At 61.1% G+C, this 23,958-nt stretch carries 18 protein-coding genes and 2 pseudogenes; 9 read left to right on the top strand and 11 right to left on the bottom strand.

The annotated features are described in order from the left end of the window. The first annotated feature begins 1 nt into the window (after position 1). From VLA07_RS05760 to cmoB, 3 genes are all read left to right on the top strand, one after another. Positions 2-637, top strand: coding sequence for a lysoplasmalogenase (locus tag VLA07_RS05760; protein WP_247268050.1), 636 nt, complete (start codon positions 2-4; stop codon positions 635-637). A 279-nt stretch (positions 638-916) separates the two neighbouring features. Continuing rightward, positions 917-1,624: a carboxy-S-adenosyl-L-methionine synthase CmoA gene (gene cmoA, locus VLA07_RS05755; protein WP_208101786.1), complete on the top strand. Its 708-nt coding sequence runs from the start codon at positions 917-919 to the stop codon at positions 1,622-1,624. Continuing rightward, positions 1,621-2,577, top strand: a complete 957-nt coding sequence (gene cmoB, locus VLA07_RS05750; protein WP_333988582.1) for a tRNA 5-methoxyuridine(34)/uridine 5-oxyacetic acid(34) synthase CmoB — start codon at positions 1,621-1,623, stop codon at positions 2,575-2,577. The genes cmoA and cmoB overlap by 4 nt, the downstream gene beginning before the upstream one ends. A 126-nt stretch (positions 2,578-2,703) precedes the next feature. On the opposite strand, the gene tadA is transcribed toward cmoB, so the two are convergent. Together tadA and VLA07_RS05740 are read right to left on the bottom strand one after the other, a co-directional pair. After that, positions 2,704-3,201 carry a tRNA adenosine(34) deaminase TadA gene (tadA, locus tag VLA07_RS05745; RefSeq protein ID WP_027612119.1) on the bottom strand — a complete coding sequence of 166 codons (498 nt, stop codon included), beginning with the start codon at positions 3,199-3,201 and terminating at the stop codon, positions 2,704-2,706. Further along, the gene (locus tag VLA07_RS05740) at positions 3,201-4,577 is read right to left on the bottom strand and encodes a multicopper oxidase family protein (protein WP_333988581.1); all 1,377 of its coding nucleotides are present in this window, start codon (positions 4,575-4,577) and stop codon (positions 3,201-3,203) included. Before VLA07_RS05740 ends, tadA begins: the two co-directional genes overlap by 1 nt. A gap of 226 nt (positions 4,578-4,803) precedes the next feature. On the opposite strand from VLA07_RS05740, the gene VLA07_RS05735 reads away from it, so the two are divergent. Continuing rightward, positions 4,804-7,743 carry a membrane-targeted effector domain-containing toxin gene (locus VLA07_RS05735; protein ID WP_333988580.1) on the top strand — a complete coding sequence of 980 codons (2,940 nt, stop codon included), beginning with the start codon at positions 4,804-4,806 and terminating at the stop codon, positions 7,741-7,743. 82 nt (positions 7,744-7,825) lie between these two features. On the opposite strand, the gene guaA is transcribed toward VLA07_RS05735, so the two are convergent. The 3 genes and pseudogenes from guaA to VLA07_RS05720 form a co-directional block, all read right to left on the bottom strand. Continuing rightward, positions 7,826-9,403 carry a glutamine-hydrolyzing GMP synthase gene (guaA, locus tag VLA07_RS05730; RefSeq protein ID WP_003227864.1) on the bottom strand — a complete coding sequence of 526 codons (1,578 nt, stop codon included), beginning with the start codon at positions 9,401-9,403 and terminating at the stop codon, positions 7,826-7,828. A 99-nt stretch (positions 9,404-9,502) separates the two neighbouring features. Next, complete coding sequence (guaB, locus tag VLA07_RS05725) at positions 9,503-10,972, bottom strand: IMP dehydrogenase (protein ID WP_027612123.1); 1,470 nt, start codon at positions 10,970-10,972, stop codon at positions 9,503-9,505. Between the two features lie 116 nt (positions 10,973-11,088). Next, positions 11,089-11,397 (bottom strand): annotated as a pseudogene (locus VLA07_RS05720) (sugar ABC transporter ATPase); the annotation flags it as partial. A gap of 2 nt (positions 11,398-11,399) precedes the next feature. Here VLA07_RS05720 and VLA07_RS05715 point away from each other — a divergent pair. Beyond that, positions 11,400-11,708, top strand: a pseudogene (locus tag VLA07_RS05715) (TSUP family transporter); the annotation flags it as partial. Between the two features lie 187 nt (positions 11,709-11,895). On the opposite strand, the gene VLA07_RS05710 reads toward VLA07_RS05715, so the two are convergent. Continuing rightward, positions 11,896-12,669, bottom strand: coding sequence for a sulfite exporter TauE/SafE family protein (locus VLA07_RS05710; protein ID WP_333988579.1), 774 nt, complete (start codon positions 12,667-12,669; stop codon positions 11,896-11,898). A gap of 100 nt (positions 12,670-12,769) precedes the next feature. On the opposite strand from VLA07_RS05710, the gene VLA07_RS05705 reads away from it, so the two are divergent. The 4 genes from VLA07_RS05705 to leuA all read left to right on the top strand — a co-directional run bounded on the left by VLA07_RS05705 (position 12,770) and on the right by leuA (position 18,150). Next, positions 12,770-13,699 carry a LysR family transcriptional regulator gene (locus tag VLA07_RS05705; RefSeq protein WP_333988578.1) on the top strand — a complete coding sequence of 310 codons (930 nt, stop codon included), beginning with the start codon at positions 12,770-12,772 and terminating at the stop codon, positions 13,697-13,699. A gap of 99 nt (positions 13,700-13,798) precedes the next feature. Next, positions 13,799-15,178 (top strand): exodeoxyribonuclease VII large subunit, encoded by a 1,380-nt coding sequence (gene xseA / locus VLA07_RS05700; RefSeq protein WP_096795525.1) that lies wholly within the window; start codon positions 13,799-13,801, stop codon positions 15,176-15,178. A 3-nt stretch (positions 15,179-15,181) separates the two neighbouring features. After that, positions 15,182-16,006 (top strand): peptidoglycan DD-metalloendopeptidase family protein, encoded by an 825-nt coding sequence (locus tag VLA07_RS05695; RefSeq protein ID WP_247268054.1) that lies wholly within the window; start codon positions 15,182-15,184, stop codon positions 16,004-16,006. Between the two features lie 464 nt (positions 16,007-16,470). After that, positions 16,471-18,150: a 2-isopropylmalate synthase gene (leuA, locus tag VLA07_RS05690; protein ID WP_333988577.1), complete on the top strand. Its 1,680-nt coding sequence runs from the start codon at positions 16,471-16,473 to the stop codon at positions 18,148-18,150. A gap of 154 nt (positions 18,151-18,304) precedes the next feature. Here the strand turns inward: leuA and VLA07_RS05685 are convergent, their stop codons facing one another. The 5 genes from VLA07_RS05685 to VLA07_RS05665 form a co-directional block, all read right to left on the bottom strand. Beyond that, positions 18,305-19,096: an amidohydrolase gene (locus tag VLA07_RS05685; RefSeq protein WP_247268055.1), complete on the bottom strand. Its 792-nt coding sequence runs from the start codon at positions 19,094-19,096 to the stop codon at positions 18,305-18,307. Next, on the bottom strand, positions 19,084-20,232 hold the full coding sequence (locus VLA07_RS05680; protein ID WP_333988576.1) for a pyridoxal phosphate-dependent aminotransferase: 1,149 nt from the start codon (positions 20,230-20,232) through the stop codon (positions 19,084-19,086). Before VLA07_RS05680 ends, VLA07_RS05685 begins: the two co-directional genes overlap by 13 nt. 237 nt (positions 20,233-20,469) lie before the next feature. Beyond that, positions 20,470-21,942, bottom strand: coding sequence for a ribosome biogenesis GTPase Der (der, locus tag VLA07_RS05675; protein ID WP_041071834.1), 1,473 nt, complete (start codon positions 21,940-21,942; stop codon positions 20,470-20,472). A gap of 212 nt (positions 21,943-22,154) precedes the next feature. Then, positions 22,155-23,306, bottom strand: a complete 1,152-nt coding sequence (gene bamB, locus VLA07_RS05670) for an outer membrane protein assembly factor BamB (protein ID WP_095136893.1) — start codon at positions 23,304-23,306, stop codon at positions 22,155-22,157. Then, complete coding sequence (locus tag VLA07_RS05665) at positions 23,299-23,940, bottom strand: tetratricopeptide repeat protein (RefSeq protein ID WP_007964436.1); 642 nt, start codon at positions 23,938-23,940, stop codon at positions 23,299-23,301. The genes bamB and VLA07_RS05665 overlap by 8 nt, the downstream gene beginning before the upstream one ends. Between the last annotated feature and the right edge of the window lie 18 nt (positions 23,941-23,958).

Genomic DNA, 23,958 nt, shown 5'->3' with positions numbered 1-23,958 from the left:
CGTGGGCTGGCTGATTCTGGCGCTGATGGGCGCGGTGACCTTTCTCTACGGTGTGAGCACGCATGCGGCGTTGCTCTGCCTGTTGGTCAAACCGTTACCGGTGCTGGCGTTGCTCGGCTGGCTGCACGATGCGCCACCCAGCGACTATCGGCGCTGGATCAGTCTGGGGCTGATTTTCTCTGTGCTCGGTGACGTGCTGCTGGCGTGGCCGGGGGATTTGTTTGTGTTTGGCCTCGGTGCGTTTCTGGTGGCGCATCTGGCGTACCTCAAGGCTTACCTCAGCGATTGCAAGCGTTTGGCGCTCTTGCCGCTGGTGCTCGCGCTCGGCGTCGGCGCGGTGCTGCTGGGGATTTTGATTTCCAGTGGCCTCGGGCCGTTGCTAGTGCCAGTGCTCGTCTATGGCACCGCGATCAGCGCCATGCTCTGGCGCGCCCTCGCCCGCCTCGGCACCGATGTGCCCAAGCGTTCGGCGCTGCTGGCGGCGGCGGGTGCGCTGGCGTTCGTGTTCTCCGACAGTGTGATTGGCATTGATCGCTTCGTATCGCCATTCCACGCCGCGCCGTACGTAATCATCCTCAGTTACTGGCTGGGGCAGTGGGGGATCACGGCCTCCGCGTTCTCCAAAAACCCCCACTAACCCCTGTGGCGAGGGAGCTTGCTCCCGCTGGGTTGCGAAGCGACCCCAAAATCGCCACACGAGATACTGCAGGTATATCCGGTAATCAGGTTTTGCGACTGCTGCGCAGCCGAGCGGGAGCAAGCTCCCTCGCCACAGGTGTGTGCTTAAGGTTTGCTTGATGCGCTTTATCAGACAACCCAAGCATCCCAGCGTCACTTTGGCTAAAATGCCGGCCTTTTCATCAACACCGCCGGAACCGCCGTGAGCAAAGAACCCGATCGCATTTTCGCCCAGCCGATGGCCCAGGTGCCTGACTTCGCCTTCAACGAGGACGTGGTGCGGGTGTTCCCGGACATGATCAAGCGCTCGGTGCCGGGTTACCCGACCATCGTCGAAAACCTCGGCGTACTCGCGGCGCAATTCGCTCAACCGAACAGCGTTCTGTACGACCTCGGTGCTTCGCTCGGCGCCGTGACTCAAGCCTTGCGCCGTCACGTGCGCACCGACGGTTGCCGGGTGATCGCGGTGGATAACTCGGCGGCGATGGTCGAACGCTGCCGCGAGTACCTGAACGGTCAGGATTCGATGTTCCAGGAGCTGCTCCCGGTCGAAGTGATCGAAGGCGACATTCTCGCGCTCGAATTCAAACCTGCCTCGGTGGTAGCGCTGAACTTCACCCTGCAATTCATCGCCCCGGAGCAGCGCACCGCGTTGCTCTCGCGTATTCGTCAGTCGCTGCTGCCCGGCGGCGCGCTGATTCTGTCGGAGAAACTGCGCTTCAACGATGCGCAAGAGCACGCGCTGCTCACCGACCTGCACGTCGCGTTCAAACGCGCCAACGGCTACAGCGAACTGGAAATTGCCCAGAAGCGCAGCGCCATCGAAAACGTCATGAAGCCCGACAGCCTCGAAGAACACCGCGAACGCCTGTTGGCCGCCGGGTTCTCGAAAGTCGTGCCGTGGTTCCAGTGTCTTAACTTTGCCTCGTTGATTGCCTTGCCATGATTGATCTGTCCCCCCTCGCCCGCCGTCTGGCCGGCACCCCGCTGGCCGACTGGGCCAACACCCTGCAAGGGCAACTCGACAAGAAAATGGAGAAAGGTCACGGCGATCTGGAGCGCTGGCAGAGCGCGCTGGACGCATTGCCGAAACTCCAGCCGACTGAAGTCGATCTGCTCAACGGCCTGAAACTCGACACCGACTGCGACGACGAAACCCGCGCACAAATGCGCACCGCGCTGATGGGCCTGTCGCCGTGGCGCAAGGGGCCGTTCGACCTGTTCGGCGTACACGTCGACACCGAATGGCGCTCGGACTGGAAGTGGTCGCGGCTCGCCCCGCATCTGGACCTGAAGGGCAAACGCATCCTCGACGTCGGTTGCGGCAACGGCTATTACATGTGGCGCATGCTCGGCGCCGGTGCCGACAGCGTGATCGGCGTCGATCCGAACTGGCTGTTCTTCTGCCAGTTCCAGGCCGTGCAGCGTTATCTGTCCGAGCCGAATGCCTGGCACCTGCCGTTCCCGTTCGAAGACCTGCCGCCGAACCTTGAAGGCTTCGACACAGTGTTTTCGATGGGTGTGTTCTACCACCGACGTTCGCCGATCGAGCATTTGCTGGCGCTGAAGGATTGCCTGGTCAAGGGCGGCGAACTGGTGCTGGAAACGCTGGTGGTTGAAGGCGACAAGCATCAAGTGCTGGTGCCGGAAGATCGCTACGCGCAGATGCGCAACGTGTGGTTCCTGCCATCGGTACCGGCGCTGGAATTGTGGCTGCGTCGGGCCGGGTTCACCGATGTGAAGTGTGTGGACGTCAGCACCACCACCGTTGAAGAACAACGCGGTACCGAGTGGATGAAGTATCAGTCGTTGAGCGACTTCCTTGATCCCGAGGATCACAGCAAGACTATCGAAGGGCTGCCGGCGCCGATGCGCGCGGTGATTGTGGCCCGTAAGTAACCCTCTCAAACACCGCATAACCTTGTAGGAGTGAGCCTGCTCGCGATAGCGGTCTGACAGTCAAAGCAATGTTGAATGTCAGACCGCTATCGCGAGCAGGCTCACTCCTACAGTTGGGGGTTGTGTTTATTCAGATGGTTTTGCGCGACGGGCTCTGAAGAATTCGGTCAGCACTGCTCCACATTCTTCGGCCAGCACCCCACCTTCATACAACACCCGGTGATTCAAAAAGCCCTGGGTAAAGAACTGCCCCTGACTCTGCACAATCCCGGCCTTCGGCTCCAGCGCGCCATACACCACCCGCGCAATGCGTGAATGCACGATCAGCCCTGCGCACATGCTGCACGGTTCCAGCGTCACGTACAGCGTGCTGCCCGGCAGGCGATAGTTGTTGATGGCCTGGGCAGCAGCGCGGATCGCGACCATTTCCGCGTGGGCACTCGGGTCGCTGGTGGTGATCGGGCAGTTGTAGCCACGCCCGATGATCTCGCCGTTCTGCACCAGCACCGCGCCCACCGGCACTTCGCCGAGGGCTGCGCCTTGGGCGGCGAGATCCAGGGCTTCGCGCATGAAGTCGCGGTCACGGCTGCGGTCGATGATCGCGGCGGGGCGAATCTGGCGCATCACTTCACCTCGATGGCGGCCATCAGGCCGGTTTCCATGTGGTCGATGACATGGCAGTGGAACATCCACACCCCCGGGTTATCCGCCACCAGCGCCACTTGCGCACGCTCGTTCTTGCCCAGCAGATAGGTGTCGGTGAAGTACGGGGTGATCTTGTGCCGGTTCGACGCAATCACCTTGAAGCTCATGCCGTGCAGGTGAATCGGGTGCTGGTACTGGGTCATGTTCTTCAATTCGAAGATGTAGCTCTGGCCCAGCTTCAGGCTGGCAATCGGCCGATCGGCGCAGGTCTTGTCAGTGATGTCCCAGGCCTTGCCGTTGATCTGCCACAGGCTCGGTGGCTTGCCGTTGTCGACATTCACCGACACCGAACCGACCCATTCGAAATTGAAGTTGAGTTTCTCGGCATTCGCCAGATCCGGCTCGGCCACCGGGTTGGCGGGCAAGGCTTTCGGCCACGTGGTCGGCGCATCGTTATTGGCCACCGAACGCAATGTGCCCAACCGCACCGGGCCATTGCGCAGCGACAACTCTTCACCAGCCGGCGGCGCCTTGATCGCCAGACAAATACGCATGCCCGGGCCGAGCCAGTATTCCTTGCCCAGCGGCCGCGGCTCGATCGGGTTGCCGTCCAGCGCATAGATCTGCGCCTCAACGCCGGGGATGTTGATGCGATACGTCAGGGTGTTGTCGAGGTTGAGCAAACGCACCCGGGTAATCTGCCCCGCCGGCAACTCGATCACCGGCGTTGGCACGCCGTTGATGGTCGACAAGCGCCCCGCCGTACCGCCACGGGCCGCTTCACGGGGAATGCTGAACTCGACGAAATTGCCTTGCTCGTCAATGTGCCAGTTCTTCAGGCTCAGGGTTTTTTCGTACTTGAAACCGGTCGGCTCGCGCTCTTCGACAATCAACGGCCCGACCAGCCCGCGCCCCAGCTCTTCGCTGCTGCTGACGTGCGGGTGATACCAGTAGCTGCCGGCGTCCGGCACGCGGAATTTGTAATCGAAGTATTCACCGGGCAGCACCGGCAATTGCGAGACGTAAGGCACGCCGTCCATCTCCAGCGGCAGACGAATGCCGTGCCAGTGAATGGTGGTCGCCACCGGCAGGTGGTTGATGAAGCGCACCCGCAACCACTCGCCCTGACGCACACGCAATTCAGTGCCCGGCGCCGATGGGCCGAACGCCCAGGCCTCGGTCTTGTGCCCCGGCACCAGCTCAACGTCCAGTGGCGCCGCGATCAGCTCGTAGTCGTGGCCCGCGTCAGCATCGGCCAACTTGCCCAGCCAGTAGCGCGACGCGCCTCCCGCCCCGACACCAACGACAACAAGACCGGCCAGGCCACCGAGGATTTGGCGACGGGTAAAGGACATGAACTCAACTACCTCACGTATCTGCGTCGGGCACCGGGCCCGCAAAAGGCAAATACGATACACCTGCAATTGCGAAACAGTAAGGGCAGCGCGGCGGATGGACGCAGTTGCGCCTCGCGCGTACACGATTTCGATCGATCAAGTGACATAACTATGTAGTGCACATGCATCGAACAGCCGGGCCATCCTGTGCCACCCGTTTCTCAAGGAAAGAGAGCCCAAACACATGCCCAACCCGATGCCCAATGCCGCCGACAAGGCCGCGCTCAAGGCGATTGCCGCCACCGTCATCCAGACCTGCCCGAGCCTGCAGGACGCTGCTCGACAGGTCGCCAGCGACTTGTTGATCAAATACCAGGTCCACGGCCTCGACCCGGATCAGGTGTATTTCCACCGCTTCGACGCCTCGCAAAGCAGCTCGAATGCCTTCACCGGCTGGGAGCACGTGCACGCCACGCCCACGTCAAGCATGACCCTGACCCAGTTGGTGATTCACCGTTTCCGCGTCGCCGATCAGGATAACGCCGACCTGCTCGACGTCTATGGCGGCTTCTACACTGCCGGCCCCGATGCCCGCACCTTCGATGAACGCAATGAAGTGCGCCTGCATGGCAACGATGTGCTCAAGGACTTCTGGAGCATCGACTTCAGCGCGCTGTACGACGCTCAGCTGAACGCTTTCTGGAACACCAGCGGCAGCGACTTTCGTACCCTGGCCAAATGCAATTTCCTGATCAAAGCGCTGCAGGCGCGGGACAAACGTCAGCTGAGTGGCGAGGATTTCCAGTTCGTCACGCAAGCGGCGATCGGCCCGCTGACGTGGCCAGTCAGCCTGCCATTGCTGCAGACCAGCCACCCTTGCCCGGACAGTGTGCGCACGCTGGACATTGCCGGTTACGCCGCTACCAACGTCCTGCGTTTCGTCATGCCCCAGGGTCGGCAGATCCTCTACCTGCCCGGCGACAGCGATGCATTCCATGTACTGGAAAGCGCCACCGACCTGCACTTCTGGATCCTGCAGCGGATGAACACACCTGCGGCGCGCGAGACATTCCTTGCGCATTTCTCGCTGGCCGACCGGCAGCAGATCAACGCCAACCTCGGTGACCTGATGAATCGCCTGGTGGCGACGTGGGGCCGCTACGACCATTCGCTGATCAATCAGGACAACCGCGCGGTCAGTGGCGACGCCTTCACCTGGCTGAGTGACTCGACCCGCGCGGCGATGTTTGCCGAAGCCAGCCTGTCCCTGACCTCTAACGGTGACCTGCGCAAGAAGCTGTGGATCGGCTACCTCAGCGCCGGGGTCAAGGTGTTCGGGCCAATGGCGGTGGTCGGCTGGCCAGTCGCATTGCCGGTGATCGGCGCCAGCATTGCCAACATGGGGCTGAACATCGATCAGGCGGTCAATGGCAAAACCGCGGCCGAGCGCAAGGCCGGGATTGTCGGGGCGGTGCTCAACGGCATCGACATGCTGTTCAATCTGCTGGCACTCAAGGGTCCGGGATCGCTGGCCGAGGTCGGCCCCGAGGTGGATGCCGCCGAAGCGGCGGAGATGAGCGACCTGACCGATAAAGGCGGGACGCCGATGGGTGGGCCTGAGCCGATTGCCACAACACTGATTGAAGACACCCCGCGACCGGTCATTCCGCCGAGCTGGCAAGCCAATGAGTTGCTCGACGGCGTTACGCCGGTGAGCGAACCCGGAAAATTCCAGGGCATTTATCTGCTCGATTCGAACCCGTCGACCGCCATCATGATGGACGACACCGCCTATTACGTCCGCTACGAAGCCGATATCAACGGCAGCGGACACTGGGCGGTCATCGATCCCGAGCACCCCCACGGCTTTACTCGCTCGATCCCGGTACGCCTGAACCCTGAGGGTGAATGGGAAGCCATGCCTCGCGCAGGACTCAGCGGCGGCGGCAAGTCTTCGGGTCTGGCCGGTTCAAGCAGCCGCAGCACCGTGGCCGCCCTGCCCGCCTCGCAATACGACGTACCTGCCCCACTCAAGGCGCACCTTGAAGAAGGCGCGGCCGGGCTGAATGACGAGGCCTTGCGCGATTTCTACGACAGCCTGAACGAGTTCGATGCCTACCGCGACTTCAAGGTCATCCGCAAACGCCTGTATCACGATGCACTGGATTTTTTCAGCACGCTGCGCCTGCCCGATCGTCCTCCGGTGCCCGCCCTGGCGGCAGACGCGACCGCCGAAGAAATTATCGAGAAAATCCTCGAACATGCCCGGGGCCTGGTGCTCGGCGAGAGCCACACGGCCATCGGCAGCAAGCAATGGCTGATCGAGAACATGCCATTGCTCGCCAGCAAACAGGTGAAGAGCCTGTACATGGAGCACCTGCTGACCGACTTCCATCAAGCCGCGCTGGATGAATTCTTCCGCACCGGCAACATGCCGCAAAAACTCGAGGCCTATCTCAAGGCACTCGACGTCGGCAACATGACCGATCCGCTGGAGCGCTACACGTTCCTGGAACTGGTCAAGGAAGCCAGAAAGCAAGGGATCCATGTACAAGCCATCGATTGCATGGCGAGTTACCGACTCAACGGCATGGACTTGCCATTGGGCAACAACACCGCGCGGCAGAAAATGATGAATTACTTCGCGCGTCTGATGATCCGTGCCGATCAGTCCGCACGCGGCGCGCACAAATGGGTGGCGCTGATGGGCAACTCTCACTCCAACACTTTTGACGGGGTTGCCGGCGTCAGCGAACTGGAAGAGGCGATCGGCATTCGCGTCGAGGATGTCGCCGAAGGGACTTCACGGGGCATTGAAGTCGATCCCGGGAGAATCCTGCCCTTGGGCGGTACGGCGCACGATCGTTCCGCGCTGGTCAGAGGCGACTTGCGCCTGCAAATCGAAACACCCTGGACCGCGCACACCATGACCGAATTCGAAACCCTGCTGCCTCGCTACGGCATGTACTCCCTGAAGCAGCAACCCAACCTGACGTTCATTGTCCATCGCAGCCGCACCCGAGAACTGGTACGGACCGTCATCGACACAGACGGCAAGCACTTCTACATCGAACGCCCCGGCTGGCCTTCGGTGAGCGGTAAACGCTACCCGAGCATGAAAGCCCTGCTGCAAGCTCTGGATGACATGGGCATGCAACTGGGTGGCTGGTCAAAACCGCTGTAACGCAAAAACAGAAAAGCCGTGTGAAACGGATTTCACACGGCTTTTCGGTTGCGGCGATCAAGCCTTTACGGCTTGCGCGGGATCACTCCCACTCAATGGTCGCCGGCGGCTTGCTCGACACGTCGTAAGTGACGCGCGAAATACCTTCGATTTCATTGATGATGCGGCCGGAGACGGTTTCCAGCAATTCGTAAGGCAGGTGTGCCCAACGTGCTGTCATGAAGTCGATGGTTTCCACGGCACGCAGGGCCACGACCCAGGCGTAACGACGGCCGTCGCCGACCACGCCAACCGATTTCACTGGCTGGAACACCACGAAGGCCTGGCTGACTTTGTGGTACCAGTCGGCTTTGCGCAGTTCTTCGATGAAGATATGGTCGGCGCGACGCAGCAGGTCGGCGTATTCCTTCTTCACTTCACCGAGGATGCGCACGCCCAGACCCGGGCCCGGGAACGGGTGACGGTAGACCATGTCGTACGGCAGGCCCAGTTCCAGACCCAGACGACGGACTTCGTCCTTGAACAGTTCGCGCAGGGGCTCGACCAGTTTCAGGTTCATTTCTTCCGGCAGGCCGCCCACGTTGTGGTGCGACTTGATCACGTGCGCCTTGCCGCTTTTCGCGCCAGCCGACTCGATCACGTCCGGGTAGATGGTGCCTTGCGCCAGGTACTTGATGTTGTCCAGCTTGCAGGATTCGGCATCGAACACGTCGATGAAGGTACGGCCGATGATCTTGCGCTTCTTCTCCGGGTCGGCTTCGCCGGCCAGGTTGTTCAGGAACTGCTCTTCAGCGTTGGCGCGGATCACCTTGACGCCCATGTTCTCGGCGAACATGGCCATCACTTGCTCGCCTTCGTGCAGACGCAGCAGGCCGTTGTCGACGAAGACGCAGGTCAGTTGATCGCCGATGGCTTTGTGCAGCAGCGCCGCAACCACCGAGGAGTCAACGCCGCCGGACAGACCCAGCAGCACGTTGTCGGTGCCGACCTGTGCGCGGATGTTGGCGATGGCGTCTTCAGCGATCTTCGACGGAGTCCACAGGGCTTCACAGCCGCAGATGTCGAGCACGAAGCGCGAGAGGATGCGACCGCCCTGCTTGGTATGGGTCACTTCCGGGTGGAACTGCACGCCGTAGTAAGCGCGTTCGTCGTTGAACATGCCGGCGATCGGGCAGCTTGGGGTGCTGGCGAGGATGTGGAAGTCTTCCGGCATCTTGGTGACCTTGTCACCGTGGCTCATCCACACGTCGAGACCGAACAGGCCGTCGGCGTCGATGTGGTCCTCGATGCCGTCAAGCAAGCGGCTCTTGCCGACTACGTCAACGCGAGCGTAACCGAACTCACGCAGCTCGGAACCTTCAACCTTGCCGCCCAGTTGCTCGGCCATGGTCTGCATGCCGTAGCAGATACCGAAGACCGGCACGCCCAGGTCAAACACCGCTTGCGGGCAGCGCGGGCTGTTGGCTTCGTGCACGGACTCGGGGCCGCCGGCGAGGATGACGCCTTTAGGCGCGAATTCGCGGATCGCTTCTTCGTCCATGTCGAACGGGTGCAGCTCGCAGTACACACCGATCTCGCGCACGCGGCGGGCAATCAGCTGGGTGTATTGCGAACCGAAGTCGAGGATCAGGATGCGGTGAGCGTGAATGTCGAGGGCCATGATTCAGTCTCGTCTAAGTAATTCAGAAACAGTCGTGATTCAGAAACAACTCGGGGCTGAATAAAACAGCCCCGGTTGCTTAACGATTTGCTTGAAGCATCAACCTACGCGGTAGTTTGGCGCTTCTTTGGTGATCTGCACGTCGTGAACGTGGGATTCGGCCATACCGGCACCGGTGATCCGCACGAACTCAGGCTTGGTGCGCATTTCTTCGATGTTGGCGCTGCCGGTGTAACCCATCGAGGAACGCAGACCGCCCATCAACTGGTGGATGATCGCCGTCAGGGTGCCTTTGTACGGCACACGACCTTCGATCCCTTCCGGAACGAGCTTCTCGGCGCCTGCCGAGGAGTCCTGGAAGTAACGGTCGGAAGAACCTTGCGCCTGAGACATGGCGCCCAGCGAACCCATGCCGCGATAAGCCTTGTACGAACGGCCCTGGAACAGTTCGATCTCGCCCGGGGCTTCTTCAGTACCGGCGAACATCGAACCCATCATCACGCAGGACGCACCGGCCACGATGGCCTTGGACAGGTCACCGGAGAAACGGATGCCGCCGTCGGCGATCAACGGCACGCCAGTGCCTTCAAGGGCAGCGGCGACGTTGGCGATGGCACTGATTTGCGGCACGCCGACACCGGCGACGATACGGGTGGTGCAGATCGAGCCAGGGCCGATACCGACCTTGACCGCATCGGCACCCGCTTCGGCCAGGGCCTTGGCGGCTGCGCCGGTGGCGATGTTGCCGCCGATCACCTGCACTTCAGGGAAATTCTCTTTGACCCAGCGAACGCGGTCGATCACGCCCTTGGAGTGACCGTGTGCGGTGTCGACCACCACCACGTCCACACCGGCGTTGACCAGCGCGGCAACGCGGTCACCGGTGTCTTTACCGGTACCGACGGCAGCGCCAACGCGCAGACGACCTTGATCGTCCTTGCTGGCCAGCGGGTAGGCTTTGGCTTTTTCGATGTCTTTGACGGTCATCATGCCTTTGAGGGCAAACTTGTCGTCGACGATCAGGACTTTTTCCAGGCGGTGCTTGTGCAGCAACTCGCGGACTTCGTTCTTGTCGGCGCCTTCACGCACGGTGACCAGACGCTCTTTAGGCGTCATCACTTCACGTACGGTGGCTTCCAGACGGGTTTCGAAGCGGACGTCACGGGAGGTGACGATGCCGACCAGGTCGCCATCGTGCAGCACCGGAACGCCGGAAATGTTGTGCATGCGGGTCAGTTCGAACAGGTCACGCACCGTGGCATCAGCCTCGATGGTGATCGGATCCTTCACGACGCCGGCTTCGAACTTCTTGACCTTACGCACTTCGGCAGCTTGCTGCTCGATGGTCATGTTCTTGTGGATGATACCGATACCACCTTCCTGAGCCATGGCGATTGCCAGACGGGCTTCAGTGACGGTGTCCATGGCGGCAGAAACCAGAGGAATATTCAGCTCGATGCCACGGGTAAGGCGGGTCTTGAGACTGACTTCGTTAGGAAGCACCTCGGAATAACCGGGCACTAGGAGAATGTCGTCGAATGTCAGAGCTTCTTGGCTGATACGCAGCATCGCGGGGGCTCCCGAGCGGGAAAATGGAAGCGCGCCATTATAGTCAGACACCCCCTGCTGTTCAATGTAAAACTCAGCTTAATATCAATGTTGCTGATATACGGAGACCCCCGCCGCTACAGCTCCACCTTGACCCAAGAGACAGGTTGATCGAGCCAATCGGCGAACTCATCGATAAAACTCTGCTTGAAGCCTGCTTCCAGCCAGTTGTTGAAGATGAAGCCGAGGTTGGAAAACGCACATTCCTGCAAGAACAGAAAGCCGTTGATGTCGTCTTCATGCCCGCATTCCGGGCAGGTGAAGTTGTCCGTGCGGCCTGGAAACCAGTCTTCCAGGCTTTCGAACAGCGCTTCGCCAACTTCGCGGCGGCACTCGGCGCACCCGGCTTCTTCGAGAAAGCCCTTGGCCGGCGTGTAGATGCAGCGCNGGCGGCTTTCTATATGCGATCTATCTCAACAGCCGCCTGCCCAAGGACGCGGCGCGGGCCACGCAAAGTGCGCTGATCAGTTGCAGCACTGTGGTGCGTTTGAGCCTGTTCGCCATCGCCGGGGTGTATGCCGAGCTACCCTTGTTGATGCTGGCGGTGTGTCTGTTGCCGGCCATGGCGCTGGGGCTGTGGATCGGACGGCGGTTGACGATGCGCTTGTCGCGCGAGGCGTTTGTCCGATTGGTGACCTGGCTGGTGCTGGCGAGCGGGATTGCGTTGATCGGACGCTACATTATTAGTATGGCGTGAGCACTTGACCGGATTTCGTCAGGGATTAAGCTGCCGGCCGCAATTCTTTTGTAGGAGTGAGCCTGCTCGCGATAGCGGTGGGTCAGACACATCAAGATCAACTGATACACCGCTATCGCGAGCAGGCTCACTCCTACAAAAGAATTGCGGCCGGCAGCTTAATCCCTGACGAAATCCGGTCAAGTGCTCACGCCATACTAATAATGTAGCGTCCGATCAACGCAATCCCGCTCGCCAGCACCAGCCAGGTCACCAATCGGACAAACGCCTCGCGCGACAAGCGCATCGTCAACCGCCGTCCGATCCACAGCCCCAGCGCCATGGCCGGCAACAGACACACCGCCAGCATCAACAAGGGTAGCTCGGCATACACCCCGGCGATGGCGAACAGGCTCAAACGCACCACAGTGCTGCAACTGATCAGCGCACTTTGCGTGGCCCGCGCCGCGTCCTTGGGCAGGCGGCTGTTGAGATAGATCGCATATAGAAAGCCGCCACTGCCAAACAGCGCGCCAAACAGGCCGCCTACCGTGCCCATCGGCAGCGCCCATGCGGCAGACAACTGCGTCGGCCGGGTTTTCACCCACAGGCTGTAAACCGCATAAGTGCTGATGAACAGCCCCATCAACAGCAGCAACAGGTCGGATTTGAGGTTGAGCAGGAAAATCACCCCCAACGTGCACCCCACCGCCATGCATGGCAGCAGCCGCAACAACTCGGGCTTGGCCACATCCCGGCGCGAGGGCAGCAGGTTGCCGAACGCCGCGACGAAATCCAGCAGCACCAGCAGCGGCACGATTTTCGACAACGGCATGAACAGAATCAGAATCGGCCCCGCGACCAGTGCGGTACCGAACCCGGCAATCCCGAACACGATATAGGCCAGCGCGATTCCCGAGCCGATCACTACCCAGCCGCCCGCGCCCCATGTCCATTCACTCAACAACCCCGCCATACTCATCGGTCTACTTCCTTTATAAGCCTGTGATGACTTTAGCCAGCACCAAGCCTTGCGACTAATATGTTCAAAGCCGCTCACCCATCTCGAAAAGGCATGCCTGATGCTTTCAACCCGTCAACTGCGCTACTTCGTGGAAATCGCCGAATGTGGCAGCTTCAGTGCAGCGGCTGAACGCCTGTTCATCGCGCAGTCGGCGCTGAGCCGGCAGATCAAGGACATGGAAGCGCGCCTGCAAACCTCGCTGTTCGAACGCACCGCACGCCAGCCCCGGCTCACGGCGGCGGGTGAGGCGTTTCTGCCGCGGGCCAGAAACCTGCTCAATGAACTGAGCAAAGCCAGCGCGATGGCGACCGAAGTCGGTAACGGACAACTGGGCACGCTGCGCCTGAGTCATTCCAGCACCGTGTCGATCAGCGGGCATTTATTACGTCGGATCAGCGCTTATCTCGATCAGCAGCACGGCGTGTCGCTGGACATCGGCAAGCTTTCCTCCGAGGCGCAGCTTGAGGAACTCGCGGAAGGACGCCTCGACATTGGCCTGTTGCGCCTGCCGGTGTTGCGTCAGCGTGAAGGTATTCAGGTTGTGCCATTGTTCACCGAGCGCCTGCTGCTGGCGGTGCCGAACGATCATCGACTGGCCGATTCATCCTCCGTCGAACTGGCGCAACTGCAGGACGAAGCCTTTATATCGATCCCGCATCCACAGCGCGGCGGCCTCAGCTATCTGTGTGCCGACCTGTGCATGCGCCAGGGCTTTTTCCCAAAAGCAGCGCGGGTGATGTCGCGCAAAACTACGCAGTTGCAGTTGATCCAGGCTGGATTCGGCATCGCCCTGCTGCCCGAATCAATGCAGGACATCGCCCCCGGCGGCGTACGATTCTTACCGCTGAGTGATCCCGATTGCCAAAGCACCGTCGCCCTCGCCTATCGGCAAACCCCCACGTCACTGGTGCAACACTTCATCAATATGTTCACAAAACCCTGTGGGAGCGGGCTTGCTCGCGAAAGCGGAGTGTCAGTCGAAACTTGATTTGCCTGCCACACCGCTTTCGCGAGCAAGCCCGCTCCCACAAGGGGTTTTGTGTTGGGTCATGGTGATCGGTAGGCGAATGCCTTTAAACTGCGCCCCATGATTAAAGATCCCTTTGCAAGACTTGGCCTGGACCGTGAAGTCCTGACCGTCAGCCAGCTCAACGGCCGCGCGCGGGTGTTGCTCGAAGACGTGTTCAGCAACATCTGGGTCGAAGGCGAAATCTCCAACCTCGCGCGCCCGGCGTCCGGTCACGTGTATTTCACCCTCAAGGACAGCGGTGCGCAGGTGCGTTGCGCGCTGTTCCGCAATAATGCGGCGCGGGTGCGTCAGGCGCTGAAGGACGGTCTGGCCGTGAAGGTACGCGGCAAGGTCTCGCTGTTCGAAGGACGTGGCGACTACCAACTGATTCTCGACACCGTGGAGCCGGCCGGTGACGGCGCGCTACGCCTGGCCTTCGATGCACTGAAGGAAAAGCTCAGCGCCGAAGGTCTGTTCAGTGCCGAACGCAAAGTGCCGTTGCCGGCGCATCCGCAACGCATCGGCATCATCAGCTCGCCGACCGGCGCGGTGATTCGCGACATCATCAGCGTGTTCCGCCGGCGGGCGCCGCAGGTGCAACTGACGCTGATCCCGACTGCCGTGCAGGGCCGTGAAGCCACGGCGCAAATCGTCCGCGCGCTGAAAATGGCCGACGCCCGTGGTTTCGACGCGCTGATCCTCGCCCGTGGCGGTGGTTCGCTGGAAGACCTCTGGTGCTTCAACGAAGAAGCCGTGGCCCGCGCGGTCGATGCCTGCGTGACGCCGATTGTCAGCGCCGTCGGGCATGAAACCGACGTGTCGATCAGTGATTTCGTGGCTGACGTGCGCGCACCAACGCCCTCTGCTGCCGCTGAGCTGTTGGCCCCGGATTCGAGCCACCTGATCCGTCAGGTCGAAAGCCTGCACCGGCGTCTGGTGATGCGCATGCGCGACCGGCTGATGCGCGATCGTCTGCGCCTGGAAGGCATGGCCCGCCGTCTGCGCCACCCCGGCGAACGCCTGCGCCAGCAAGCGCAACGCCTGGATGACCTGGACATGCGCATGCGCCGGGCGTTCGAACGCCAACTGAATACCCGCCGCGAGCGCCTGATCCGCCTGGAAACCCGCCTCGCCGGGCAACATCCGGGACGCCAATTGGCGATGCTCCGTCAGCGCCTCGACAGCCTCGCCGAACGCCTGCCGCGAGCCATGCGCGAAGGTCTGAAAAGCCGTCGCCTGCAACTGCACAGCCAGATGCAGACGCTGCATGTGGTCAGTCCGCTGGCGACCCTCGGCAGGGGTTACAGCATTCTGCTCGATGAGCGCGGGCACGCCATTCGCAACGCCGCGCAGACCCACACCGGCCAACGCCTGAAAGCCAAGCTGGGCGAAGGCGAACTGCAAGTGCGCGTCGAGGACAACCACCTGACGCCTGTCACCCTTTCTTTACTGGACTGATCCATGCCGCGTTTTTTTGCTCCGTTATTGTTGCTGTGCCTGACCTCCTTCAACGCCCACGCCGACAGCTACATCACCCGTTTGCTGAACAAACCGGTGCCGGGCGGCGTCGCGGTGGTCGATCTGGGCAGCGCCGCGCAGGCACCAAAAGCCACCTATCAGGGCAAACCGGTGCTGGTGGTGAAAGAACAGAACAACTGGCTGGCGATTGTCGGTGTGCCGCTGACGGTCAAACCCGGCAGCCAGCAGATCAGCAGCGGTGAGCGCAATCTGCCGTTCACGGTTGGCAACAAGAAATACCCGGAACAGCACATCACCCTGAAGAACACTCAACAGGTCAACCCGAACCCGGCCAACCTCAAGCGCATCGAGGGTGAACTGGCCGAGCAGATCAAGGCCTACCGCAGCTTCAGTCCGAACACCCCGAGCAACCTGCTGCTGGACAAACCGGTCAACGGACCATTGTCGAGCAAGTTCGGTGTGCGCCGTTTCTTCAATGGCGAAGAGCGCAACCCCCATGCCGGCCTCGACTTTGCAGTGCCCGCCGGCACGCCGATCAAGACCCCGGCGGCGGGCAAAGTGATTCTGACCGGCAACTACTTCTTCAACGGCAACACGGTGTTTGTCGATCACGGACAGGGCTTTATCAGCATGTTCTGCCACATGTCGAAAATCGACGTGAAGGTCGGCGATCAACTGGCCCGTGGCGCGGTGGTGGGCAAGGTCGGCTCGACCGGCCGGGCGACCGGGCCGCACATGCACTGGAACATCAGCTTGAACGATGCGCGGGTGGATCCGGCGATTTTCATTGGTGCGTTCCAACCGTAATTCCTGATTGAGGCTACCGGCCCCTTCGGGAGCAAGCCCCCTCCCACACTGGATTTGTGTGGTGAACACGATCAACTGTGGGAGCGGGCTTGCTCGCGAAGGCGGCCCATCCCACAGCGTAAACCCTGCTGACACCCCACCAGTTTCAATTGCGCCCCAATCAAGCCCCGCGCAAACATCAACACGATCATTCGCCTGAAGCACAATAAAATCGCGCTAATCCCCGCTTTTCGAGTATTCCTCTCAATTTTTTTCGACTGCTTGCCATCCTCTCCCCTCGCGGTTAGGGTTGAAGGCATGAAAACCTCTCACACCCTTATTCAGCTTCGCCAGCACCGCAGTCTGTGCCTCGTCAGCGCACGACTGCCGGGCTGAATCGCTGCGCCTCGTCCCAAGCGTTTTCCCGAACATTCGTTCCACCGGCAGGCCGCCTCTTTTCGGCCCAGACAATAAGGAATTTCCCGATGAGCATGCTCAAAGACCCGTCTTCGAAATACCGCGCGTTCCCCGTCATCAATCTGCCGGATCGCACCTGGCCGTCGAAAACCATCGACGCCGCGCCGATCTGGTGCAGCTCCGACCTGCGGGACGGCAACCAGTCGCTGATCGAGCCGATGGACGCGGTGAAGAAGCTGCGCTTCTGGAAAACCCTCGTTCAGGTGGGTGTGAAGGAAATCGAAGCCTCGTTCCCGGCCGCTTCGCAAACCGACTTCGACTTCGTGCGTACCCTGATCGAAGAAGGCCACATCCCGGACGACACCACCATTCAGGTGCTGACCCAGGGCCGTGAAGACCTGATCGAGCGCACCTTCGAATCCCTGCGCGGGGCGAAGAAAGCCATCGTTCACCTGTACAACGCCACCTCGCCGTCCTTTCGTCGCATCGTCTTCAACCAGGACAAGGACGGCATCAAGGCGATCGCGGTCAACGCTGCCAAGCTGTTCGTCAAATACGCGGCGATGCAGCCGGACACCGAGTGGACTTTCGAATACTCCCCGGAAACCTTCAGCGCCACCGAGCTGGAGTTCGCCAAGGAAGTCTGTGACGCGGTGATCGAGGTCTGGAATCCGACGCCTGAGCACAAGATGATCCTCAACCTGCCGGCCACCGTCGAATGCGCAACGCCGAACGTCTACGCCGACCAGATCGAATGGTTCGGCCGCAACATCAATCGTCGTGACAGCGTGATCATCAGCCTGCACACCCACAACGACCGTGGCACTGGCGTCGCCGCCACCGAGCTGGGCCTGATGGCTGGCGCGGATCGCGTCGAAGGCTGCCTGTTCGGCAACGGCGAGCGTACCGGTAACGTTGACCTCGTCACTGTGGCACTGAACATGTACACCCAGGGCGTCGACCCTGAGCTGGACTTCTCCGATATCGACGGCGTGCGCAAAGTCGTAGAAGAGTGCAACCAGATTCAGGTGCACCCGCGTCACCCGTACGTCGGCGACCTGGTCCACACCGCATTCTCCGGCTCGCACCAGGACGCGATCCGCAAGGGCTTCGCCCAGCAGAAGCCGGACACCCTGTGGGAAGTGCCGTACCTGCCGATCGACCCGGCCGACATCGGTCGCAGCTACGAGGCGGTGATTCGTGTGAACAGCCAGTCGGGCAAGGGCGGTATCGCCTACTTGCTGGAGCAGGAATACGGCATCAGCCTGCCGCGTCGCATGCAGATCGAGTTCAGCCAGGTCGTGCAGCGGGAAACCGATCGCCTCGGCCTGGAAATGACCGCCAAGCAGATCCACTCGTTGTTGATCAGCGAATACCTGCAAGCCAACACCCCGTACGCGCTGGTCAGCCATCGCCTGCAGGAAGAAAACGGTAACAGCACCGTCGAAGTGGAAGTGGCAAGCAAGGGTCAGGGCGAAACCAACCTGCACTGGCGCGGCAAGGGCAACGGTGCGCTGGAAGCCCTGGTGGCCGGCCTGCCGATTCCGGTGGAGATCATGGACTACAACGAACACGCGATCGGCGCGGGCACCAACGCCAAGGCCGCCGCGTACATCGAGCTGCGCGTGAATGGCGAGCGTGCGGTGCACGGCGTGGGTATCGATGAAAACATCACTACCGCCAGCTTCAAGGCGCTGTTCAGTGCGCTGAATCGTTCGTTGAGTCAGCCGGAAGCGAAAGCGGCTTAAGCCTTCGCTGACATGCAAAAGGCCCCGGAATGTAAGTTCCGGGGCCTTTTTTATGCCTGCTGGTTTTGTGTTGCCTGATCTGGCCTCTTCGCGAGCAAGCCCGCTCCCACAGGGTATTGCGCTCTACCTGTGGGAGCGGGCTTGCTCGCGAATATCAAGTGAGTTCGAAGGTATCCGCATCCAGATTGGCCGGAAAGCGCTCCCGATACGCCGCCAATGGCGCGGCCTCCAGCACAACCTTGAACACGCCGTCGGCCTCCCCCGCCGCCAGCAATGTCTCGCCCTGGAAATCCAGCACCTGACTGTCGCCGGTATAGGCAAAGCCCTTGCCGTCGGTGCCGATCCGGTTCACTGCCGCCACGTAGCACAGGTTTTCAATCGCCCGCGCCGGCAACAAGCGGTTCCAGTGCAGACGCCGCGCACCCGGCCAGTTGGCGGTGTACAGCAGCAGATCGGTGTCCTGCGCGTCGCGACTCCACACCGGGAAGCGCAGGTCGTAGCAAATCAGCGGCCGGATGCGCCAGCCCTTGAGTTCGAACTGCACTTGGCGCTCTCCGGGGGTGTAGTGGTTGTGCTCACCGGCCATGCGGAACAGGTGGCGCTTGTCGTAATGCCAGACTTCGCCGTCCGGGCGTGCCCACAGCAGGCGATTGCGATGGCTGCCGTCAGCCGCCTGAATGATCACGCTGCCGGTGACCACGGCATTCAGTTTCGCGGCCTGCTCCTTCATCCATTTGCTGGTCGGGCCATGCTCGGCTTCGGCGAGGGTTTCCGACGCCATGGAGAAACCGGTGGTGAACATCTCCGGCAGGATGATCAGGTCAGCGCCTCGGGCCTGCTCCAGCAGCACCTCGAAGTGCTCGAGGTTGGCCTGACGATCATGCCAGGCCAGGCTGGTCTGGATCAGCGCGAGATTGAGATCGGGCAACGCACTCAGATCACGCATAGTTTTGCCGCTGCCTCGCGCAGCGTCTCCTCGCGTTTGGCGAAGCACAGGCGCACCAGGCGCTGGCCTTCGGGTGGATTCTGATAGAACACCGACACCGGAATACTCGCCACGCCGTGTTCACGGGTCATCCAGATCGCCATGTCGACGTCGTTCAAGTCAGGGCGGATCTGCGAGTAGTCGACCAACTGGAAATACGTGCCGGTGACGCGGGTGAAGGTAAAGCGCGACGGCGCCAGCAAATCGCAGAACAGGTCGCGTTTGGCCTGATAGAAACCCGGCAGCTCTTCGACGTGTTCCGGGTGCTCGGCCATGTAATCGGCCAGGGCGTATTGCAGTGGCGTGACCCCGCAGAAACTGACGTACTGGTGCACTTTGCGCAGCTCGGCGGTCAGCGCCGGGGGCGCAACCACGTAACCGGTTTTCCAGCCGGTGACGTGGTAGGTCTTGCCGAACGAGCTGACCACGAAGGCGCGCTGATACAGCTCTTCGTGAGCCAACACGCTGACATGTGGCACACCGTCGAACACCAGGTGTTCGTACACCTCGTCGCTGATCAGATAGATGTCGCGACCACGGATCAACTCCGCCAGTTGATCCAGTTCGGCACGGCTGATCAGTGCACCGCTCGGGTTGTGCGGTGTGTTGATGACGATCATTTTCGTGCGCGGGCTGAGGGCCGCGGCGAGCTTGTCGAAATCGATGGAGAAATCGTGCGGGTTCAGTTGCACATGCACGCAGCGGCCGCCCGCCAACTGCGTCGCCGGGTCATAGCTGTCGTAGCACGGGTCGAACACGATGACTTCATCGCCGCTGTGGATAACCGCCTGAATCGCACTGAAGATCGCCTGGGTCGCGCCCGGCGTCACGGTCACTTCGCTGTCGGCATCGACTTTCACGCCATAGCTGCGCGCGATCTTCGCCGCGATCTGCTCGCGCAGCGCCGGCAGGCCGGTCATCGGTGAATACTGGTTATGGCCGCTGGCGATATGCCGACCGACCGCGTCACGCAGGGACTGCGGGCCGTCGAAATCAGGAAAACCCTGGGACAGGTTGATCGCTGCGGTCTGCGCCGCGAGCTGAGACATCTGCGTGAAAATCGTGATGCCGACATTCGGCAGCTTACTGGTGATCATCGAGGGGTTCCCTGCTCTACACCCGGCTCTGACGGCGGCGCGGGAGAGCCCGAGAATAGCCCATCCGGCGCCCATAAAAAAAGGGCGCCCAACTGAGCACCCTTCTTTCATTTATAGCGCAGCAACCTTGTGGCGAGGGGATTTATCCCCGATCGGCTGCGAAGCAGTCGCAAACCCTATGACAGGTATTTGGGGTCGCTTCGCAACCCGTCGGGGATAAATCCCCTCACCACAGGATCACTTCTTGTCGCGGCGCTTCTTGCTGGCTTTCTTGTTGTGCGACATCAAGCGACGCTTCTTGTTGACCTGGCGGTCGGTCAGCGTGTTCTTGTTGCCTTCGTACGGGTTCTCGCCACCTTTGAACTCGATGCGGATCGGCGTACCGACCAGCTTCAGCACACGGCGGTAAGTGTTCTCCAGATAGCGCACATACGACTTCGGCACCTTTTCGATCTGGTTACCGTGGATCACGATGATCGGCGGGTTCGCACCACCCAGGTGAGCGTAACGCAGCTTGATCCGGCGGCTGTTGACCATCGGCGGCTGGTGCTCGCTGACCGCGTCTTCGAGAATCTGCGTCAGGCGGCTGGTCGGCCAGCGGGTGACCGCGGACTTGAACGAGTTCTGCACCGAGGCGTAGAGGTTGCCCACGCCAGTACCGTGCAGCGCCGAGATGAAGTGAATGTCGGCGAAGTCGACGAAGAACAGCCGACGCTGCAGCTCGACCTTGACGAAGTCACGCTCGCTCGGGGTCATGCCGTCCCATTTGTTGATTGCGATCACCAGCGCACGGCCGGCTTCGAGGGCAAAGCCCAGCAGGTTGAGGTCGTGATCGACCACACCTTCGCGGGCGTCCATCACGAAGATCACCACGTTGGCGTCTTTGATCGCCTGCAGGGTTTTGACCACGGAGAATTTCTCGACTTCTTCGTGAATCTTGCCGCGCTTGCGCACACCGGCGGTGTCGATCAGCGTGTACTTCTCGTCGTTACGCTCGAACGGGATGTAGATACTGTCGCGGGTGGTGCCGGGCTGGTCGTAGACGATTACCCGGTCTTCACCGAGCATGCGGTTGACCAGGGTCGACTTGCCGACGTTCGGACGGCCGATGATGGCGATCTTGATCCCGTCTTTTTCGCTCGGGCCAGGAATGCGCTTGGCTTCCTCACCCTCGGCGACGATCTCTTCCTCTTCGCCTTCCTGCGGCTCGTCTTCGTCACGCGGGAAATCGCTCAGTGCCGCTTCCAGCAGTTGAGTGATACCACGGCCATGAGCACCGGCGATCGGGATCGCGTGGCCCATGCCCAGCGGGGCGAATTCAGCGCGGGCCATTTCCGGGTCGATGTTGTCGACCTTGTTGGCCACCACGTGGGAACGCTTGTTACGCTTGCGCAAGTGTTCGGCGATCATCTGGTCGGCGGCGGTGAAACCGGCCTTGGCATCTACCAGGAACAGCACAACATCCGCTTCTTCAATGGCCAGCAGCGACTGCTCGGCCATTTTTTCGTCCATACCGTGTTCGTCACCGGAGATACCGCCGGTGTCGATCAGAATGTAGGAACGCCCTTGCCACTTGGCCTCACCGTACTGGCGATCACGGGTCAGACCGGACAAGTCGCCAACGATGGCGTCACGCGTCCTGGTCAGGCGGTTGAACAAGGTGGATTTGCCGACGTTCGGTCGGCCCACCAGGGCGATTACGGGAACCATGCGGCTCTCCACTTCGTTATTTCAGAAAATACAAAAGCCGCTGCGAGGCAGCGGCTGGTGCTCGGGGCAACACTGTGGGAGCGGGCTTGCTCGCGAAAAACCGTAGCAGCACCGCGTTTATTCAGGCTGTACGCGTCTTCGTTGACGCTCTTCGCGAGCAAGCCCGCTCCCACAAATGAAGCTGCCTGGGGCGTTAACCCCAAGCATAGTTGTTACTTGATGGTCAGGGCTTCCAGTTTGCCGCTGTTGCCATACACATAGATCGTGTTGCCCACCACCAGCGGACGGGCACGCAGGCCGTCACTGTCGATACGCTCACGACCCACAAAACGACCGTCCACCTGGCTCAACAGGTGCAGGTAACCTTCCATGTCACCAACGGCTACGTAGCTGGAGAACACTTCCGGCGCCGACAGCTGGCGACGAGCCAGCGAGTCGTTGCTCCACAGTGCAGTGGTCGAACGCTCGTCAACGCCTTCAACGGTGCCCGAAGACAGGCTCACGTATACGTTGCCGAAACCCTGGGCGACACCGGCATAGCTCGATGCATCGCGCTGCCACAATTGGCGACCGCTTTGCAGATCGAGTGCCGCAACGCGACCCTGGTAGCTGGCAACGTACAGCGTTTCGCCGGACAGCAGCAGACCGCCGTCGATGTCGACCACGCGCTCCAGTTCCGAACGACCGGTTGGAATCGCGACCCGTTGTTCCCAGACCGGCACGCCGTTGGAAATGTCCAGGGCGACCACTTTACCGGTCGACAGGCCAGCCACCGCGAGGCGGTTGGTCACGACGGGGGCGCTGGTGCCGCGCAGGGTCAGTACCGCAGGGGTGCTGTCGTAGGTCCAGCGACGGTCGCCGGTAGCAGCGTCCAGACCGATCAGACGATCGTCCTGAGTCTGTACCACTACGACGTCACCGTTGTTGGCCGGTGGCGCGAGGACTTCGCTGGAAACCCGGGCGCGCCACTTCTCTTCGCCGTTGATGGCGTCGAGGGCAACGATTTCACCCTTCAAGGTACCGATCGTGACCAGACCGTAACCTACGCCAACGGCACCGGAGACAGGCAGTTCAAGATCCTTTTTCCACTTCACGTCGCCATTGCTGCGATCCATGGCCATCAACACGCCGGTCACATCGGCCGCGTAGATGGTGTCACCATCGATCGCCGGCACCAGCATGTTGTAGGTTTCGCCCTGACCGTCACCGATCGAACGGCTCCACTGCTTTTGCAGAACCACTTCTTCTTTGAAGTCGGTCAGCTCGGCCGGTGGCAGTTCTTTTTTGCTGTTGCTGCTGCAACCCGCGGCCAGAATGGCCAGAGCCAGCAATGCTGCATGCTTCCAACGGATCACGTCACGCATCCCCTTTGGCCAGGTCGTCGAGCTTGATTTGAAGGCCACCGACTGCCGCTTCATCCGACAGTGCCGCCTTGGCTTTTTGATACGCGGTGTTCGCCTCGTCGGTACGACCCAGCTGAACCAGCAGATCACCCTTGAGTTCTTCGCGAGTGGCCAGGAACGCCTTGTCGGCATCGCCGTCGAGCAGCTTCAGGGCTTCATCGGCCTTGTTCTGCGCACCCAGCACCTGCGCCAGACGCTGACGGGCGATTTCGCCCAGCGCCGGGTTGGCCGGTTTGGCAACGATGGCTTTGAGTTCAGTCGCAGCGTCGTCCAGCTTGCCGCTGTCGACCGCTACTTTGGCCACGAACAGGCTGCCGTACTGCGCGTACGCGGTGCCGCCGAATTCGCTGTTGAGCTTGCCGGCCAGATCCGCAACGCGGGCAGCGTCAGGCTTGCCGTCCGGGGTCAGCGTGGTTTCCAGCAGTTGCTGATAGAGCACCGAGGCGCCTTGCGACTGGTTGCTCTGATACTTGTGAAAAGCCTGCCAGCCGAACACGATGACCAGCGCCAACAGGCCGCCAGTGACCAGAGGTTTGCCGTTGCGTGTCCACCAGTCCTTCAAATCCGCCAACTGTTCGTCTTCGGTACTCGACACCCCAATACTCCTTAATCG

Source organism: Pseudomonas sp. S3(2024), from assembly GCF_036861315.1.
GTDB lineage: Bacteria > Pseudomonadota > Gammaproteobacteria > Pseudomonadales > Pseudomonadaceae > Aquipseudomonas > Aquipseudomonas putida_A.
This window is presented reverse-complemented; position numbering and strand designations above follow the sequence as displayed.